The organism is Thioalkalivibrio sp. ALE17 (assembly GCF_000425605.1).
Taxonomy (GTDB): Bacteria; Pseudomonadota; Gammaproteobacteria; order Ectothiorhodospirales; family Ectothiorhodospiraceae; genus Thioalkalivibrio.
Genome location: NZ_AUDT01000003.1, coordinates 128,196 through 145,536, shown reverse-complemented (window position 1 = coordinate 145,536; position 17,341 = coordinate 128,196). Strand labels below are relative to the sequence as shown.

17 protein-coding genes and 1 other RNA gene are annotated in these 17,341 nt (G+C 67.3%); 4 read left to right on the top strand and 14 right to left on the bottom strand.

Features of this window, described 5'->3' with window-relative positions; all coding sequences use genetic code 11:
• Position 1: 1 nt before the first annotated feature.
• The 3 genes from mraZ to rsmI form a co-directional block, all read right to left on the bottom strand.
• Positions 2-442, bottom strand: a complete 441-nt coding sequence (gene mraZ / locus H609_RS0103905; protein WP_017942776.1) for a division/cell wall cluster transcriptional repressor MraZ — start codon at positions 440-442, stop codon at positions 2-4.
• Between the two features lie 287 nt (positions 443-729).
• Positions 730-1,075, bottom strand: an RNA gene (rnpB, locus tag H609_RS13500) — RNase P RNA component class A.
• 312 nt (positions 1,076-1,387) lie between these two features.
• Positions 1,388-2,224 carry a 16S rRNA (cytidine(1402)-2'-O)-methyltransferase gene (rsmI, locus tag H609_RS0103900; RefSeq protein WP_026280791.1) on the bottom strand — a complete coding sequence of 279 codons (837 nt, stop codon included), beginning with the start codon at positions 2,222-2,224 and terminating at the stop codon, positions 1,388-1,390.
• A 78-nt stretch (positions 2,225-2,302) separates the two neighbouring features.
• Here rsmI and H609_RS0103895 point away from each other — a divergent pair, with 78 nt between their 5' ends.
• Genes H609_RS0103895 through H609_RS0103885 form a run of 3 tightly spaced genes read left to right on the top strand, consistent with a single transcriptional unit; the run spans position 2,303 to position 5,920 of the window.
• A complete protein-coding gene (locus tag H609_RS0103895; protein ID WP_019583708.1) occupies positions 2,303-4,174 on the top strand; it encodes a penicillin-binding protein activator in 1,872 nt (623 codons plus the stop codon).
• Positions 4,175-4,531 carry a YraN family protein gene (locus H609_RS0103890; protein WP_018865641.1) on the top strand — a complete coding sequence of 119 codons (357 nt, stop codon included), beginning with the start codon at positions 4,175-4,177 and terminating at the stop codon, positions 4,529-4,531. It abuts the gene before it with no gap.
• A 9-nt stretch (positions 4,532-4,540) separates the two neighbouring features.
• Complete coding sequence (locus H609_RS0103885; protein WP_028484362.1) at positions 4,541-5,920, top strand: FAD-binding oxidoreductase; 1,380 nt, start codon at positions 4,541-4,543, stop codon at positions 5,918-5,920.
• 67 nt (positions 5,921-5,987) lie between these two features.
• Here the strand turns inward: H609_RS0103885 and H609_RS0103880 are convergent, their stop codons facing one another.
• The 6 genes from H609_RS0103880 to H609_RS0103855 all read right to left on the bottom strand — a co-directional run bounded on the left by H609_RS0103880 (position 5,988) and on the right by H609_RS0103855 (position 10,973).
• Complete coding sequence (locus H609_RS0103880; protein ID WP_028484361.1) at positions 5,988-6,416, bottom strand: ClpXP protease specificity-enhancing factor; 429 nt, start codon at positions 6,414-6,416, stop codon at positions 5,988-5,990.
• Positions 6,413-7,039, bottom strand: coding sequence for a glutathione S-transferase N-terminal domain-containing protein (locus H609_RS0103875; protein ID WP_018876487.1), 627 nt, complete (start codon positions 7,037-7,039; stop codon positions 6,413-6,415). The genes H609_RS0103880 and H609_RS0103875 overlap by 4 nt, the downstream gene beginning before the upstream one ends.
• A gap of 106 nt (positions 7,040-7,145) precedes the next feature.
• Positions 7,146-7,889: a cytochrome c1 gene (locus tag H609_RS0103870; RefSeq protein ID WP_018878158.1), complete on the bottom strand. Its 744-nt coding sequence runs from the start codon at positions 7,887-7,889 to the stop codon at positions 7,146-7,148.
• Positions 7,889-9,298: a cytochrome b N-terminal domain-containing protein gene (locus H609_RS0103865; protein WP_018865637.1), complete on the bottom strand. Its 1,410-nt coding sequence runs from the start codon at positions 9,296-9,298 to the stop codon at positions 7,889-7,891. The genes H609_RS0103870 and H609_RS0103865 overlap by 1 nt, the downstream gene beginning before the upstream one ends.
• Positions 9,299-9,901, bottom strand: a complete 603-nt coding sequence (gene petA / locus H609_RS0103860) for a ubiquinol-cytochrome c reductase iron-sulfur subunit (protein ID WP_026279149.1) — start codon at positions 9,899-9,901, stop codon at positions 9,299-9,301.
• Between the two features lie 322 nt (positions 9,902-10,223).
• Positions 10,224-10,973 carry a Nif3-like dinuclear metal center hexameric protein gene (locus H609_RS0103855; RefSeq protein WP_018881394.1) on the bottom strand — a complete coding sequence of 250 codons (750 nt, stop codon included), beginning with the start codon at positions 10,971-10,973 and terminating at the stop codon, positions 10,224-10,226.
• 42 nt (positions 10,974-11,015) lie between these two features.
• Here H609_RS0103855 and H609_RS0103850 point away from each other — a divergent pair, with 42 nt between their 5' ends.
• Complete coding sequence (locus H609_RS0103850) at positions 11,016-12,137, top strand: S1C family serine protease (RefSeq protein WP_018865634.1); 1,122 nt, start codon at positions 11,016-11,018, stop codon at positions 12,135-12,137.
• 26 nt (positions 12,138-12,163) lie between these two features.
• Here the strand turns inward: H609_RS0103850 and H609_RS0103845 are convergent, their stop codons facing one another.
• The 5 genes from H609_RS0103845 to H609_RS0103825 all read right to left on the bottom strand — a co-directional run bounded on the left by H609_RS0103845 (position 12,164) and on the right by H609_RS0103825 (position 17,244).
• Positions 12,164-13,072 (bottom strand): copper resistance D family protein, encoded by a 909-nt coding sequence (locus H609_RS0103845; protein WP_028484360.1) that lies wholly within the window; start codon positions 13,070-13,072, stop codon positions 12,164-12,166.
• 3 nt (positions 13,073-13,075) lie between these two features.
• Positions 13,076-13,444, bottom strand: a complete 369-nt coding sequence (locus H609_RS0103840; protein ID WP_018881396.1) for a copper resistance CopC family protein — start codon at positions 13,442-13,444, stop codon at positions 13,076-13,078.
• A gap of 106 nt (positions 13,445-13,550) precedes the next feature.
• Complete coding sequence (locus tag H609_RS0103835; protein WP_028484359.1) at positions 13,551-14,984, bottom strand: multicopper oxidase family protein; 1,434 nt, start codon at positions 14,982-14,984, stop codon at positions 13,551-13,553.
• Positions 14,984-16,657 carry a TolC family protein gene (locus H609_RS0103830; protein ID WP_028484358.1) on the bottom strand — a complete coding sequence of 558 codons (1,674 nt, stop codon included), beginning with the start codon at positions 16,655-16,657 and terminating at the stop codon, positions 14,984-14,986. Before H609_RS0103830 ends, H609_RS0103835 begins: the two co-directional genes overlap by 1 nt.
• A 146-nt stretch (positions 16,658-16,803) precedes the next feature.
• A complete protein-coding gene (locus H609_RS0103825; protein WP_051206747.1) occupies positions 16,804-17,244 on the bottom strand; it encodes a hypothetical protein in 441 nt (146 codons plus the stop codon).
• Positions 17,245-17,341: the final 97 nt, after the last annotated feature.

Here is a 17,341-nt window from a genome sequence, read left to right as displayed (position 1 = left end):
GTCACAACGCGATGGACTCGAGCGCTTCGTCATCCACGTCACCCCCCAGCACCTGGGCGCAGGTCTCCTCCCAGGTGGCCTCGTCCCAGATCTCGAACTTCTTGCCCTGCCCCAGCAGCACGACCCGCTTTTCCAGGCCGGCGTACTGACGCAGGGGCGTGGGCAGCAGCAACCGGCCGCTGCCATCCAGCTCGCATTCGGTGGCATGACCCACCAGCAGGCGCTGCAGATTGCGCACCTTGGGATTCATGTTGGGGCGGGACATCAGGTTCTGCTCGATGCGCTCCCATTCCGGAAACGGGTAGAGGAGGAGGCAACGGGAGGGATCAACGGTAATCACCAGCTGGCTGTTGCAGCTCGCAGCGAGGTCGTCGCGATACCGCGCCGGCATGGCCAGGCGGCCCTTCGCATCCAGATTGAGCTGGCTGACGCCTCGAAACATGGCTGGTAGCGGTGGTTACCCACCTTTCCCCACTTTGACCCACTTTTCGACACTATAGGTACGGGCATCCTCCAGAGTCAAGAAAATCGACCCCGAAAAACAAAAAATAAGCGTTGAATCACAGAGACTTAGCGCGACCGACGCGAGGGCGCCGAAAGAGCTGGAAGAAGGGTATTAAAAGCCTTGCGTTGAGGCCCAAACTTCATGCATCACTTTACAAGTTTGCCGCGGACACAGCGGGACCGGCCCGAACCGGCACGGCGGCGGGAGACTCGCAGGTGGGAAAAAGTGGGAGCCGGCCATAAGCCGGGTTCTGTCGTGGACAGTCATTCATCTGGGACGTCCGTCACCGGACGCCTCGTGCAGCCTACCCGGGTGCGATGCGGGCCACACCATGCACCCCTATTTGGCCTTGCTCCGGACGGGGTTTACCCTGCCACGAACTGTTACCAGTCGCGCGGTGCGCTCTTACCGCACCATTTCACCCTTACCTGTGCCCGAAGGCCATCGGCGGTGTATTTTCTGCGGCACTTTCCGTCGGCTCGCGCCGCCCAGGTGTTACCTGGCGTCCTGCCCTGCGGAGCCCGGACTTTCCTCCACATCCGAGGATGCAGCGACTGCCCGGCCGACTCCCGCGCTCCTTGTACGCCGCCCCGCCCCGGAACGCAAGGCTTTTCAGGGGCCTGGCCGCCGACGCCCCCCTTTTGTTCACCACGAAGCACACGAAGGCACGAAGAAGGGCAAGGTCAAAAGCAATGACAGGAAGGCTGGAAGGATAGAAGGGCGTTACTGCTGGCAGGATTGGCCGGACACTCATTGCTACACCGTCCGAGCCCAGTGGGTTCAACCCGCATTCATTCCTTCAAACCTTCGCGACTTCCTGTGAAGCGCCCTTGACCTTGCCCTTCTTCGTGCCTTCGTGTGCTTCGTGGTGAAAAACAGGCCTTAGCTTTGGGCGTCCTTGAGGGCCAGGGCGCGGGCGTAGACGCGGTTGCGTGGCAGGTCGGTGGCATCGGAGAGCAGGCGCGCGGCACGCTTGAGGGGGAGCTCCTGCAGTAGCGCGGCGAGCAGGCGCTCGTGTTCGGCCGCCAGCGGCTCGTCGGCCTCGCCGCCGGTTTCCGGGGCCGGCGCCGCCCCCAGGATCAGGACAAACTCGCCGCGGGTGCGGTTGGCATCCGCATCCAGCCAGGCCGGGAGGTCCGCAGCGACGCCCCGGTAGTGCTCCTCGAACTGCTTGGTCAGCTCGCGCGCCAGGAATACCTCGCGCTCGGGCGCCAGTCCGGCAAGGTCCCCGGCCGCAGCCCGGATACGATGAGACGACTCGAACACGATCGTGGTAACCGGCTGGGCCAGCAGCACCTCCAGCTGCCGCCGACGCGCCCCGGCCGCGTGCGGCAGAAAGCCCTCGAAACAGAACCGGTCGGATGGCAAGCCCGCCACGGCCAGCGCCGCCAGCGGGGCGCTGGGGCCCGGAACGGCCCGCACCGGCGCGCCCACCTCCCGCGCCGCGCGCACCAGACGGAAGCCGGGATCGGACACCAGCGGCGTGCCCGCATCCGAGACCAGGGCCACCGACTCCCCCGCCTGCAATGCCTCGAGCAGCGCCGGGATTCGCTCGGCCTCGTTGTGCTCGTGCAGGCTGACCAGCGGCGTATGCACACCCAGGTGGGCCAGCAGTCCGGCGCTGTGTCGCGTATCCTCCGCGGCAATCCGCTGCACCCGGGCCAGGATCTCGCCCGCACGCGGGCTCATGTCGCCGAGATTACCAATCGGCGTGGCCACTACCCACAACGTGCCCCAGTTCGTTGACACGGCCTGATGCGCTTTCAATACTGACTCCTCATTCGCCAGGGAAACCTCGTGACCACCATCGTGCCCCGACCCTTTCATCGCGCCGGACACGCCCGGCCCCTGTCCCGCCTTGCCCTGTTGCTGCTGGCCGCGGCCATTGTGGTCGGGTGCGCCACGCCGCGCCCGGACCCGGAACCGGCCCCGGAGCCCGAACCCCGCGTGGATCTGGCCGAACTCCCGCCGGAGGTCCGCGCCAGCCTGCTCCTGAGCGAGGCGCGCTCGCGCCCGGAACCGGAGACCATCCGGGGTGCGATCGAAGCCGTCCTGGCACTGGACCCGGCGACGCCGGATCAGCTGGAGCGGGCCGACACCCTCTGGACCGAGCTGCCCGACGCCGAACGGGACTCCCAGGCCGGCCGCCTGCTGGGCGCGCGCCTGGCGGCGGCCCAGCGCGACTGGGACCTGGCCCGAGAGCGTCTCGGAGCGGACGATCCGGACGATCCGACGCGTTCACCGGAGGTCTATCGTGAAGGCCTGTCGCTCCACGCCCGGCTGCTGGAACACGAAGGCCAATGGTATCAGGCCCTGGACGCCCGCCTGCGCCTGGACGGGCTCCTGATCATGGAGCCGGATCTGCACAGCGAGAACCAGCAGCGCTTGTGGGGTCTGCTTGCGGCCCTGCGCCCGGCCCAGCGCGAACGAGTGACCGGCAACCACCCGCCGGATGGCGATGCCTGGGTCAGCCTGTTCCGGCTGCTGCGCGGCGCCGACACGCTGGACGCGGCACGCCAGGCCGCTGGCCAGTGGCGGGAACGCCATCCCTCGCACCCGGCCAACAGCCTGCTGCCGGAGCTGCTGGCGTCCCATCCCCTGACGCCGGACGCACCCGGCGACACTCTGGTGCTCCTGCCCCTGTCGGGCGATCTCGGCGAGCTCGGCAACGCCGTCCTGGACGGCATCACCCGCGCCTACTACGCAGAGGGGACCAGCAACGGGCGCCTGATCGTTCGCGACACTCGCGGGGAGCCGGATGCCGCGGCCGCGCTCTACCGGCGCGGCGTGGAATCGGGCGTCGCGCGCATCATCGGCCCACTGCGGCGCGAATCGGTTCAGCAGGTCGCAACCAGCGATCAGGCCGTTCCATCCGTGCTGCTGAACCGGGCCGGCACCATTGCCCACGAAGCGATGACCACGCTGGCTCTGAACCCGGAAGAGGACGCCCGGGCCGTGGCCGATCGCGCCGCGCGCGCCGGCTGGCTGCACCCGCTGGTGATCCTGCCGGAGGGGGCCTTCGGCGATCGCGTGGCGAGCGCCTACCAGGCGACGCTCGCCGAGGACGATCGACGCCCGCGCGACGTGATCCGGGTCCAGCCCACTGCGGGCGAACTGAACGCCACCATTGGCAATGCCCTGGGGATCCCGCAAAGCGAATCCCGCATTCGCGAGGTGGCGCGCCGGACCGGGCTGGAACTGGAGGCGGATCCGCAGGTACGTGCCGATGTGGACCATCTGTTCATCGCCGGGTCGGCCCCGCAGGTGCGGCGTATCGTGCCGCACGTGCACTTTCACCGCGCGAGCCACCTGCCGATGATGGCGACGGCCCATGTCTATTCGGGCCGTCCGGATGCGAATCGCGATGCCGACCTGAACGGGATCGTATTTCCCGACGCGCCGCGCCTGTTCGACCGAGTAAGCCCGCTGGGCGAAGAAGCGGACGCCGGCGACGAGGCACTGCCCCGTTTTGTCGCCCTGGGGATGGACGCGCTGCGCCTGAGCCTGCGCCAGGAAGCGGTGCGCAGCGCCCCGCATCACCAGCTGGTCGGCGCCACCGGGACCTGGGGCCTGAACCCGTTCAATCATGAATGGGTGCGGGAGCCGGCCTGGGCGCGCTTCGAGCGCGGCGAACCCCGGCGCATCGACCTCCCCGCCGGAGGCTCCTGAGTGTTTCGCCCGGGCGTCTCGGGACAGGCCGCCGAGGACCGGGCCGCCGCCTACCTCGAGACCCGCGGCCTGGAGATCCGGGCTCGCAACGTCCGCCGCCCGTATGGCGAGCTCGACCTCGTCGCCCAGGAGGGTGACACGCTCGTGCTGGTGGAGGTACGCAAACGCAGCCACCCCGGGTTCGGGGGCGGCGCGGAGAGCATCGACCGGCGCAAGCAGGCGCGCCTGCTACGGGTCGCCGAGGCCTATTTACAGGAGCATGCCTGGAACGGGCCGGTGCGTTTCGATGTCATGACCCTGGATGGTCGCGACCGGATCGACTGGCTGCAGGACGCCATCCAGGCACCCACCGATTAAGCCCACCCCATGACTCCACTGGCCCGCGAACTGGAACAACTGCTGGCACCCGGCGACCGGTTGCTCGATCCGGCGGACTGCTGGACGTATGGCGCGGACAACTCGAAGCTCCACGCGGTCCCGGACGCGGTGGCCTTCCCGCGCGACGCGGATACCGTGCGCGAGCTGGTGCGACTGTGCCGGCGGCTGGGCGTTGCACTCACCTGCCGGGGGCGCGGGACGGGCACCACGGGCGCCGCGGTGCCGGACCACGGGGGGCTGGTGGTGTCCTTCGAGCACATGAACCGCATCCTCGAGGTGGACCCGGACAATCGCTGGCTGATCGCGGAACCCGGCGTCACCAACGGCGAGATCCAGCAGGCTGCGGGACGCCACGGCTTTTTCTGGCCACCGGATCCGACCAGCAGCGCCTACTGCACCCTGGGCGGCAACCTGGCGTACAACTCCGCGGGGCCGCATGCGGTGAAGTACGGCACCCCGAGAGACAACACCCTGGGCCTCGCTGGCGTCGCCGGAACCGGGGAGGCCTTCCGCACCGGGGTCCACACCACCAAGGGCGTCGTGGGCTACGACCTCACCCGGCTGCTGATCGGCTCCGAGGGCACGCTGGCCGTGATCACGGAGGCCACGCTGCGCCTCACCCCCAGGCCGGAGGCGACCCGCCTGATCCAGGCGGTATATCGCGATGTCGGCGGCGCTGCCCGCGCCGTCTCGCGCCTGATGGCCCGAGCGGAAGTCCCCTCGGCACTGGAATTCATGGACCACTCCGCCATTGCCATGATTCGAGACTATGATCCGGACTGCCCCCTGCCCGCGGACGCCGGCGCCATCCTGATGATCGAAACGGATGGCACCGAGGCCGGTATCGACGCCACCACCGCCGGCGTGCGCGCCGCGGCCGAGGGCCCCGGTTGCCTGGAGACCCACAGCGCCGACACCCCCGAGGCGGCACAGGCCCTGTGGGCCGTACGCAAGGCCCTGTCCCCGGCGCTGCGGACCGTGGCGCCGAAGAAGATCAACGAGGACGTGGTCGTGCCGGTCTCGCGCATCCCCGAGCTGATCGCGGGCCTGGACCGCCTGGCGACGGAGCACGCGATCAAGATCGTGAATTTCGGCCATGCCGGCAACGGCAACATCCACGTGAACCTGCTGGTCAACCCGGACGACCCTCAGGAACTGGCGGCGGCCGAACGCTGCCTGGACGGGGTCTTTACGCTGGTCCTCGCGCTCGGCGGCACCCTGTCCGGGGAACACGGCATCGGTCTGGTCAAGCGGCCCTATGTGGCGCGCGAGTTGGACCCGGTGGCTCTGGGGCTGATGGCGGGCATCAAGCGCGAGTTCGATCCCGACAACATCCTCAACCCCGGCAAGGCACCCGGCCCGGCCTGAGGCGACGCCCCCTTCGTACGGCACACATCCCCGGAAAAGAAACGGGCCCCATACGGGGCCCTGCGCACTACTTGACGACCTTGAGCGACGGCCCCTTGCGCCTGGGCGCCGGGGCATCCTCTCTGCCCCCGCCATCACCGGACCCATCCGGCGGCGCGCCTGGACCATCGTCCTCGGGGCCGGGCCCCGGCTCGCTGCCGAACATCATGCCCTGCCCGTTCTCGCGGGCGTAGACCGCCAGAACCGCCGGCATCGGCACGAACACATCCATCGGGTTGCCAGCGAAGCGGGCCGAGAAGGCCACGGCGTCGTCCCCGATATTCAGGGCCTGTACCGCGGAGGGACCAACGTTCAGGGTGATCTTGCCCTGATCCACAAAGGCCTCGGGCACGACCACGCCCTCGACCGTGGCGTCGACCAGGATATGCGGCGTGAAGCCGTTATCCGTGACCCACTCCCACAGCGCGCGGAGCAGATAGGGGCGCGACGAAGTCACAGGCGCAGCTCGCGCTCGGCCTCGGTCAGACTCACCTGGAAAGACTCGCGCTTGCACACACGGTCGGCGTATTCCTGGATCGCCTGCGGCAGCGAGGTCAGGTCGATACCGACCGCCGGAAGCCGCCACATTACGGGGGCAATGGCACAGTCGACGATGGAGAACTCGTCACTCAGGAAGTACGGCTTGAGTTCGAAGATCTCCGCCGAGCTCACCAGGCTCTCGCGCAGGATCTTGCGTGCCTTGGTCAACCCCGAGCCGGAGGCCTTGTAGACCGCGTCCAGCCCCTCGTACCAGTCGCGTTCCACGCGATAAAGCGCCAGCCGCGCGGCCGCCCGCGAAACCGGATCCACCGGCATCAACGGCGGATGCGGAAAACGCTCGTCCAGGTATTCGGTGATGACATGCGTCCCGTACAGGGCCAGATCGCGATCCACCAGGGTCGGGACCTCGTTGTACGGATTCAGATCGGAGAGATCCTCGGGCAGCTCGTCCGGCCCGAGATTCACGACATCCACGGCGATGTCCTTCTCCGCAAGGATGATGCGCACCCGGTGGCAGCGCACACAGTCGTGAGCAGAAAACAGGGTCATAACGGAACGACGGTTGGCGACCAGCGCCATGGCTTTCTCCCTAGCCCGGCCAGGCACGAGGCCACGCCGGGCAGACGGTCAATAACACCGGCGCGCGATCATCCTTGATCAGTGCGCCGGCGACGGTTCAGGCCGCCTAGTGTACGTCTTTCCAGTACTCCTTTTTCAAGAAGTAGGCCAGGATCGTGAAGATCCCGAGGAAAATCAGGACGTACAGGCCGATCCGCTGGCGGTCCAGCTGCATCGGCTCGCCCATGTAGGAGAGGTAGGTGACGATGTCGCGCACGGCGCGGTCGTATTCGCTGGGCGTCATGCTACCGGAGCGCACCAACTCGAGACGCTCGTTGCCGTCCTCGTCGACAACCTTCTCCTGCCAGCCCTGGAGCTCCCACAGCACGTGCGGCATGCCGACGTTGCTGAACACGGTATTGTTCGCGCCCAGCGGACGCGACTCATCCACATAGAAGCTCTTCAGGAAGGTGTAGACCCAGTCCTCGCCATGGATGCGGGTGGTCATGGTCAGGTCGGGCGGGACCACGCCGAAGGCCTCTTCGCCGTAATCGTCGCTCATGGCGTTCTTCATCAGCGAACCCACACCGACCGGATCACCGGCTTCGTCGGTCATGAAGATGAAGTTCTCTTCCATGTGCTGCTCGGTGAGCCCGATATCCCGCGCGACGCGGTTGTAGCGCATGTACTCCGTGGAGTGGCAACCCATGCAGTAGTTCATGAACAGGTTGGCACCGCGCTGCAGCGAGGCCTCATTGGTCACGTCAATATTGGCCTTCTCCAGGTCACCGTCGTACCCGGCCGCCGAGGCGGCCGGGACGGTGAACAGGGCCGCAGCGGCCAGGAACGTAGTTGCAATCAGCGTTTTCATTACGAAGTCACCCTTTCCGGAACGGCACGGTCACGGCCCAGGCCACGCGCGAAGGCGGGGGCCACCATGGTCACGAACAGATACACGGTCGGAATCAGCCAGGACCACATGATCAGACTCGCGTCACTCGGATCGAAACGCAGGATGTCGTAGATCGTGTAGATGCCCACCACCACGGCGAATGCGATCAGGCTGAAGACCGCGGAGCGTTCCTTGCTGAGGAACCACAGCAGGAAGAAGAACGCGAAGTAGACCGTGGAGAAGCGCAGGCTCATCTCGCTCACTTCCGTGGTGGCCTGCTGCAGACCCAGCCAGCCGAGGATCACGAAGGCCACCACGAACACCGCCAGGTTGAACTTGGCCGCGAACGAGCGGTAGCGCATCGACAGTACCGGATTGCGATCCAGCCACGGGATGAAGAACAGCATCACCACCGCAAGGCCCATCGCGACCACGCCGAGGAACGGATCCGGCACGGATCGCAGCACCGAATACATCGAGGTGAAGTACCACACCGGCGGGATGAGATCCGGGGTGACCAGCGGGTCGGCCGGGATCATGTTGTCCGGCTTCAGGAACAGGCCGCCACCGGTCGGGAAGAAGAACATGATCACGGCAAAGACCATCAGGAACACGCCGACACCGACCAGATCCTTCACGGAGTAGTACGGGTGGAACGGGATGCCATCCTTCGGGATGCCGTTCTCGTCCTTGTTTTCCTTGATGTTGATGCCGTCCGGGTTGTTGGAGCCCACTTCGTGCAGCGCAATGATGTGCGCGGCCACCAGCATGATCAGCACCAGCGGCAGGGCAATCACGTGCAGCGCGAAGAAGCGGTTCAGCGTGGCATCGGAGAGCAGGAAGTCACCGCGAATCCAGGTCACCAGGTCCGGCCCGATGTACGGGATGGTCTGGAACAGGTTCACGATCACCTGCGCGCCCCAGTAGGACATCTGGCCCCACGGCAGCAGGTAGCCGGCGAAGGCCTCGGCCATCAGCACCAGGTAGATCAGCACACCGAAGATCCAGATCAGCTCGCGCGGCTTCTTGTAGGAGCCGTACAGCAGCGCCCGGAACATGTGCAGATAGACGACCACGAAGAACATCGAGGCGCCGGTGGAATGCATGTAGCGGATCAGCCAGCCCCACTCCACGTCGCGCATGATGTACTCGACCGACGCGAACGCGAGTTCCGCATCGGGCTTGTAGAACATGGTCAGGAAGATGCCGGAGACGATCTGGATGACCAGCACCAGCAGCGCCAGGGAGCCGAAGAAATACCAGAAGTTGAAGTTCTTCGGCGCGTAGTACTGCGCCAGATGCTCGTTCCACATCTGGGAGAGCGGGAAGCGGGCATCGACCCAGCCCAGCAGACCGCCCTGGATCTTGGTATCAGGATTGCTGGCCATTTAGATCGCCTCCCCGTCTTCGTCTTCACCAATGACAAGCAAGGTGTCCGTGCGGTACATGTGGCGCGGGATCACCAGGTTGGTCGCCGCCGGCATGTTGCGATACACGCGGCCGGCCAGGTCGAAGCGGGAGCCGTGGCAGCCGCACAGCCAGCCACCCTGCCAGTCGGAACCCATCTCGGGGTCGCCGATCTCCGGGCGGTAGGTGGGCGAGCAGCCCAGATGGGTGCAGATGCCGATCACGACCAGGAACTCGGGATTGCGCGAACGGTGCTCGTTCTGCGCGTATTCCGGCTGCTGGCTCTCGACCTCGGACTCCGGATCACGCAGACGGTCGGTCACCTCGGACAAACCGGCGATCATCTCTTCGGTGCGTCGCACGACCCAGATGGGCTGGCCGCGCCATTCGACGCTGACACGCTGGCCCGGCTCGACAGCGGACACGTCGAACTCGACAGGGGCCCCGGCCGCCTGAGCGCGCGCGCTGGGCTGCAAGGACGCCAGGAACGGGGCCGCGACAGCGGCGACCCCGGCTCCGCCTACGACAGATGTCGCGGCGACGAGGAACCGGCGCCGGCCTCGGTTTACGCCTTGGTTTGCCATGTTTGTCTCTCCAAACAACGTGTTGAAATCGTATTCCCGCAGCCACGCAACCAAGGCGCAGCCTGAACGCGAGGGGCCTTGGCCGCACGCGCGAATACCCATCTGGGCGGGCTGTAAAATCCGATAGAATTCCCGAACACGCTAATAAGGTCAAGTAGATTACTGCCTTAAGACCGAGCATTGCGCTTGGTCACGCGCGCCAAAAACCTCTATAACCAACTGATTACAGAAGGGCGCGGACGGGGCATCCGGCACGCCCCCAAAGCGAACAGGCTGCACTGCAATCTCGCACGCGGTCGCGTGCGGGCGGGATCGCCCCCGCTCAGGCGGGATTGTCGATCTCGATAAACTGGTGTTCGAGACCGAAGCGCTCCGCGCACCACTGGCCCAGGGCCGGGGCCCCGTAGCGCTCGGTCGCATGATGTCCGGCAGCGAAGTAGTGCACCCCCAGCTCGCGCGCCTCGTGGGTGGTCTGCTCGGAGATCTCGCCACTGATATAGGCATCCACTCCCTGTGCCGCGGCCTCGGTAAGCAGGGACTGGGCCCCGCCGGTACACCAGGCGATGCGGCGGATGGGATGGTCACCGGCCTCCACGCACAGCGCCTCGCGCCCCAGCACGTTGCTGATATGCGCCTGCATGTCGGGCGCCGACATCACCCGCGCCGGGCTCCCCACCTGGCCGACGCCGTCCTCGCGCAGTACACCATCGATCGCGAATCCCAGGCGCCCGGCCAACTGGGTGTTGTTGCCAAGCACAGGGTGGGCATCCAGCGGCAGGTGGTAGGCGACCAGGTTGATGTCATGCGCCAGCAGCAGGCGCATGCGCTCGCGCTTCATGCCGGTCACCTCCTGCGGTTCGCCCTTCCAGAAGTACCCGTGGTGCACCAGGATCAGGTCGGCCCCGGCCTCCACCGCCGCCTCCACCAGCGCCAGGGAGGCGGTCACCCCGCTGACGATCCGACGGATCTCGCGGCGCCCCTCCACCTGCAGACCATTCGGGCAGTAATCGCGGAAGCGCTCCGGCTCGAGCTCCGCATTCAGTGCCTGCATCAGTTCATCGCGATTGACCACGGCGGGATCCCCTGTTGAACGCTGATTCGGTATATTCGGCATATGGTGAATTTCTCTCGCTTTCTGCTGCAAGCCGCGCTGACCGGCATTGCCCTGGCCGTGGTGATCGCGGTGTTCTTCCCCGAGATCCTCGGCCGCGACGAATCCGGCGCCGATCTGCAGGTCGCCGAACCCGTGCCGGCCCCGGGCGCCACGGGTGCGCCGGCCAGCTACGCCGACGGCGTACGCCGCGCCGCGCCCGCGGTCGTCAACATCATGACCTCGCGCACCATCGACCGGCCCTCCGGCCTCGGCCTGCATGAATTCTTCGGCCAGCCCCTTCCGCCGGGTGAACAGGAGCAGTCCAGCCTCGGTTCCGGGGTCATCATGACCGAACAGGGGCACATCCTCACCAATCACCACGTGATCGAGGAGGCTGATGCCATTGCCATCATGCTCCCCGGCGGCGAGGCCCACCCCGCCGAGATCATCGGCATCGATCCGGATACCGACCTTGCCGTTCTGCGCGTGCGCGCGCCGGGGCTCGGTGTGGCCACGGTGGGGCACTCCAGCGACCTGCGGGTGGGCGACGTCGTGCTCGCCATCGGCAACCCCTTCGGCGTCGGCCAGACGGTGACCCAGGGGATCGTCTCCGCCACCGGGCGCAACCAGCTCGGGATCAACACCTTCGAGGACTTCATCCAGACCGACGCGGCGATCAATCCGGGCAATTCCGGCGGCGCGCTGATCAATGCGCGCGGCGAGGTCGTCGGCATCAACACCGCGATCTTCTCGCGCTCCGGCGGCTCCCACGGCATCGGCTTCGCGATCCCGGTGGATCTGGCGCGCAGCGTGATGACCGAGATCATCGAACAGGGCTATGTCGCCCGCGGCTGGCTGGGGATCGAGGTCCAGGCGATGAACCGCGAACTGGCCGAATCCTTCGGCCTGGACACGCCGCGCGGCGTGCTGGTCGCCGGCATCCTGCGCGAGGGGCCTGCGGAAGAAGCTGGAATCCGACCGGGGGACATCATCACCCACCTGGACGGCAGCAGCGTGAACACCCCGCGAGAAGCGCTCAACGTGATCGCCCGCACCTCGCCCGGCGCGACCCTGGACATCCGTGTCCAGCGCGAGGGCGAGGACGTCGAACTCGCCGCCACGGTCGCCCAGCGACCCATCTGACGACGAACCGCTAGCGCCCGCGTCGCCTATCCACCGGCCGGTGAACTGACCGTGGTCAGTACCGCGGTCAGCAGCAGGATCGACGCGACCAGGCCGCCCTCCAGCGCGATACTGCGGCGCAGCCGTCCGGGAGCCCCGGGTTCGCCGCGCTCGAACGCCGGTACCAGCCGCCACTTGTTCGCGGCGGCCAGCAGCAGGAGCAACCCGACGATCAGGACCTTGCCGATCAGGAACTGCCCATAGCCCGAGGTGAGCAATGGCGTGACACCGCCCAGCAGCAAGGCCGCCAGCACCACACCGGCAAGCACCAGCAGCCCGACCCCGAACACCGCCACCTGGCCGAAGCGCGCCAGGATGCGCGCGGCATCACGACCCGCCGGCGGGTGCCCCGCCAGGCGATACAGCGGCCACAACGAACCGACCCAGAAGGCCGCGGCCAGCAGATGCAGCACCAGCAGCCCTCCCAGCAGGGCGCGCGGCTCGTCCACCGTGTGCCCGACCTGCACGAAGGCGAGCATCACCAACAATACGCCGGCAAGGCTGAGACCGTAGCCCAGCCCCGGCAGCCGACGGGCATCCAGCAGGATCGCCTGCACCAGCAACAAACCGCTCACGGCCAGGACCAGCCGGGTTCCCTGCGCCCCCTCGAACACCATGCCGAGCAGCATGGGGTCGAAGGCGGCCGCACCATTGCCACCCCCGAGGTATCCGGCCTGCAGCGGCCACTGGACCAGCGCCAGCACGATCGCGACCCAGGCCGCGATCGCACCCATGCGGCTGGCCGCCCGACGTTCCGGATCGGGCAGATCCGGAAACGCCAGGCGAAACAGCACCGCCCCGGCCGCCAGCAAGGCACCGGCATAGAACCCGGCCGCCACCAGCATCATGGCGACCGTCCAGGCATCCACATCGGACAGCGCAGACAGCCAGGCCACGGCCTAGTTCTCCACCGTGAAGCGGAAGCTCCCGGACATCATGTGGCCGTCGCGGGCCAGACCGCGCCAGCGCACCTCGTAACGACCCGGTTCCAGGTCGCCGGCCGGGCGCACATGGTACTCCTCGGTCGGATCACTGCCCGGCTCGTTCTCCAGAGACACGCGGCCTTGCGGGCCGATCACGTCGAACTGGGTGATGCGCATCGCGCCATCGAAGTGAATCCCGATCTCCTCCGGGGTGCCCTGCACCGTGGAGCCATCCTCCGGGACCTGTCCCATTTCGCCCTCGTGGGCCAGCAGGGGGCTGGCGAAGGCCAGCAGCAGGGCCGCAAGGGCGGAACGCAGGATATTGCGGTTACCAATCGTCATCATGTCGTCCTCAAGTTGTTCAAGTGCAGTCGTGTCGTGTCGGAATCCGCCGGCCACAGGCCACCGGGGGCCGCCTTGCGGCGCTCCCGGTGCCCGCACCGGTGGAAACTCAGTGGTTGTGGCCTCCGTGGCCGTTGTGTCCTCCATGCCCCCCGTGGCCGCCATGGCCTCCGTGCCCGCCATGCGCATCGCGGCTGGGGGTCGGGAGCCCGTCGGAATCCGCACCCGCGACCTTGCCGCGGCGCACCGGATTGCCGAAATCCGGATCGCGGCTCACGCGGCGGGCCACCTCCCCGTCCGGGTGCCAGTACCAGCCGGGATCGCGGAAGTCCCCGGGCTCCAGGTCGTCGCGCACCTTGATCAGGGTGAACATGCCGCCCATGCCGATGTTGCCGAACGGCCCCTGGCCCATCCCCATCGGCAGGGTGTTCTCCGGCCCGCGCATGTGGCCGCCGTCGGTATGGTCCTGGTGATCCGCCATGCCGTGTTCGCCCATGGCCATATAGCCGGGCAGCAGCGTACGGATCTCCTCCTCGAGGCCGGACTGGTCCACACCCAGGGTGTTGGCGATGCCGTGCCCCATCGGGTTCATGGTGTGGTGGGACATGTGGCAATGGAATGCCCAGTCACCCGGTGGCGCGACGAACTCGATATCGCGGGTCTGGCCGACCGCAACGATCTCGGTCGTCTCCTTGCGCCACTGCGCGCGCGGCCAGCGACCGCCATCGGAGCCGGTCACCTCGAACGACACCCCGTGCACATGCATCGGGTGGTTCCACATCGACAGGTTGCCCATGCGGATGCGCACCCGCTCGCCGGTCTTCGCCACCAGCGAGTCGATGGCCGGGAAGACCTTGGAGTTCATCGACCACAGATCGAAGTCGACCATGATCGACGGGTCCGGCGTGCGCGTGCCCGGGTGCAGCCCCCAGTTGTGCAGCAGGATCGCGTAGTCGCGGTCCACCGGCTCGATCTCGCCGTCCTTCGGGTGGATGATGAACATCCCCATCATCCCCATCGCCATCTGCACCATCTCGTCGGCATGCGGGTGGTACATGTGCGTCCCGTGCTGGTTCAGCTCGAACTCGTAGACGAAGGTCTCCCCCGGGTGGATCGGCGGCTGGGTCACGCCCTTCACCCCGTCCATGCCCGAAGGCAGATGGATGCCGTGCCAGTGCACCGAGGTGTACTCCGGCAGGCGGTTGGTCACGTAGATGCGAACCTTGTCGCCCTCCACCGCCTCGATGGTCGGCCCCGGGGTGGTGCCGTTGTAGCCCCAGCACTTGGCCACCGAACCGGGCGCGAACTCGTGCTCGATCTCCTCGGCGACCAGGTGGAACTCCTTCACGCCGTTGTTCATTTCGTACGGCAGGGTCCAGCCGTTCGGCGTATGCACCGGCATGTAGCCCTGTTCGGTGCGTTCGCCGGGCGTCGCATCGCCCTCGTTGTGGTGCTCGTGACCCGTTTCGGCCATCACCCGGGTCAGGGTGGTTGCCGGCAGCATTGCCGCGCCGGCGGCCAGCAGGAAGTTACGCCGTTTCATCAGTGATGCCCTCCGTGACCGTCGTTGCCGTGGTCACCGTGGTCGCCATGGTCATGATCTCCGTGATCCCCGTGATCCCCGTGATCCCTGTGATCCCCGTGATCCCCGTGATCCCCGTGATCCCCGTGATCCCCGTGATCCCCGTGATCCCCGTGATCCCCGTGATCCCCGTGGTCCCCGTGGTCCCCGTGGTCCCCGTGGTCCCCGTGGTCCCCGTGGTCCCCGTGACCGCCGTGACCGCCGTGACCGCCGTGACCGCCGTGACCGCCGTGACCGCCGTGACCGCCGTGACCGCCATGGTCTCCGTGATCCATCGCGGACGGGTCATGTTCGAGCGCGTCGGTTTCGAGATAGCCCTCGTCACCCGGCGCCCCGCCCGGCAGCTCGCCGGCCACGGTGAAGGCCAGGTCGACCCGGGCCCGCCAGTACTCGCCCAGTGCGGCCACCGCGCGCTGCCAGTCGGCCAGCTCTTCCTGCTTGGTCACGAGCAGGTCGAAGACATCGTCGAACATGAAGTTCACGCGCTCCTGCACGCGCTCCAGCTCGATCTCCCGGGCCGGCAGCAGTTCGTAGCGCTTGGTGCCGAACTTGTCGCGGTGATGGGCCAGGCGGACGAAGTGCTGGTGCACATCGGCGGTGACCGCCTGCTCCAGCCGGGCCCGGCGGGCCTCGCCGTCCTCCAGCCGCGCCTCGGCGCGGGCGATGCCGGCCTGGTTCTGGTTGAAGATCGGCAGGGTGAAGGAGATACCTCCGCCCCACAGGCGGGTGCCGTCCGTCTCGCGCTCGAACTCGATACCGGGCTCGATGTCGCCCAGCCAGCGATAGCGGCGCACCAGGGCCACACCCTCGGTCAGCCCCTCCAGGGCATGATCCAGGGCCCGCAGGTCCAGACGCTGCTCCAGGGCCTGCGCGACCAGGGCATCGCGATCCTCCACACCGGCCAGCGGCAGTGGCAGCTTGCCGGGGACCTCCCAGCCATCCACCTGGCCGGGCAGCCCCATCAGGTGGGCCAGGCGCAGACGGGTTTCGCGCTCGCGCTGCCGCGCATCCTCGAGCTTCAGCCGGGCCTCGGCCGCACGGATGCGCAGCTGTACCCGCTTCAGGTCGGGGATGTTGCCGGCGTCATAGAAGCGCTCGCCCAGCAGCGAGCCGAGATCCGCGGCGCGGGTCTCCAGCGCCTGCACCTGCGCCCGCTGGCGCGCGGCCACCGCGTCATACCAGGCACGCTCGGTGTCCGAGGCCAGGGCCACCATGCCTTCGGCCAGCTGCAGACGTGTGGACTCCCAGTGGGCCTCGGCAATGTCCTGACGCGCACTGCGCATCAGCAGGCCGGAAATCCCCCAGGCCAGGCCGACCCCCGTCTCGTTGCCGCCACCGCCCTCGGGGCGCATCACCGACAGCGACAGGGTGGGATTGGAAAACTGGGCGGCCTCGACCACGTCGGCGGCCGTCAGATCCAGCTTGGCGTAGGCCTGCTGCATGCGCGGGTTGCGCCACAGGGCCTGATGAATGGCCTCCTCGAGCGTCAGCTCGCCGGAGGGGCGGGGCATCTCCGACTCGGGCAGGTCGATCCCCTGCACCGAGATGTCCTCCGCCAGTTCGGAGCGGTCCAGCTCGGGCGCGGTGACCGCACAACCGGCGAGGAACAGCACCGAAACGACGGGGAGCAGCAATCGGGTTGCTCGCATCGTGAAAATCTCCTTGATCGGACTTCGATTCCGCATCCCGCGCGAACGCGCGACACGGCCTTGCCGCCCGCCGGCACCGAGTGGAACCCGGACGTGCGGACAGCCCCGGCGCTCGGGCCGGTACAGTCAGATCAGGAGAGGATCGGGGGTCGGTATAACGCGGCCGCGGGCGGGCCGCTCTGGAAGGAATACAGGCGCATGGCCTGCGTGACCGGGGTCAGCAGATGCATGCCGGTGATGGACAACAGGCCCTGGCAGTGGCTGCAGGCCGAGCAACTCGCCAGGCAGGCGCCATCCACGCAATCCGCGTGCACGATCACCCCGCTGGCGTCGGAGGAATCCGAAGTGTCTTGGGTGTGATCGTCGGCATGCCGAGTATCGGCGTGACCGTCCTGCGCATGGTGATCGTGGTCGTCACCGTGCGCGTGATCATGGGAGTGGTCGTGGGCCGCGTGATCCGCGGGCTTATCGCCATGCGACTGGGCCCCATGCATCGCATGCCCAGCGTGACTGCCTCCCTCGCTCGCGACGGCTGCAAGTGCCGGCAGGCCGGCAATCGCCAGCACCAGCATCCAGCACAGCAGTCGATGGAAGACCCGTTTCACGTCGGCCAAACCCTCATCTCAGGAGGCATCACCCCGATAACCCGCCGATACGCTACCACAGCCA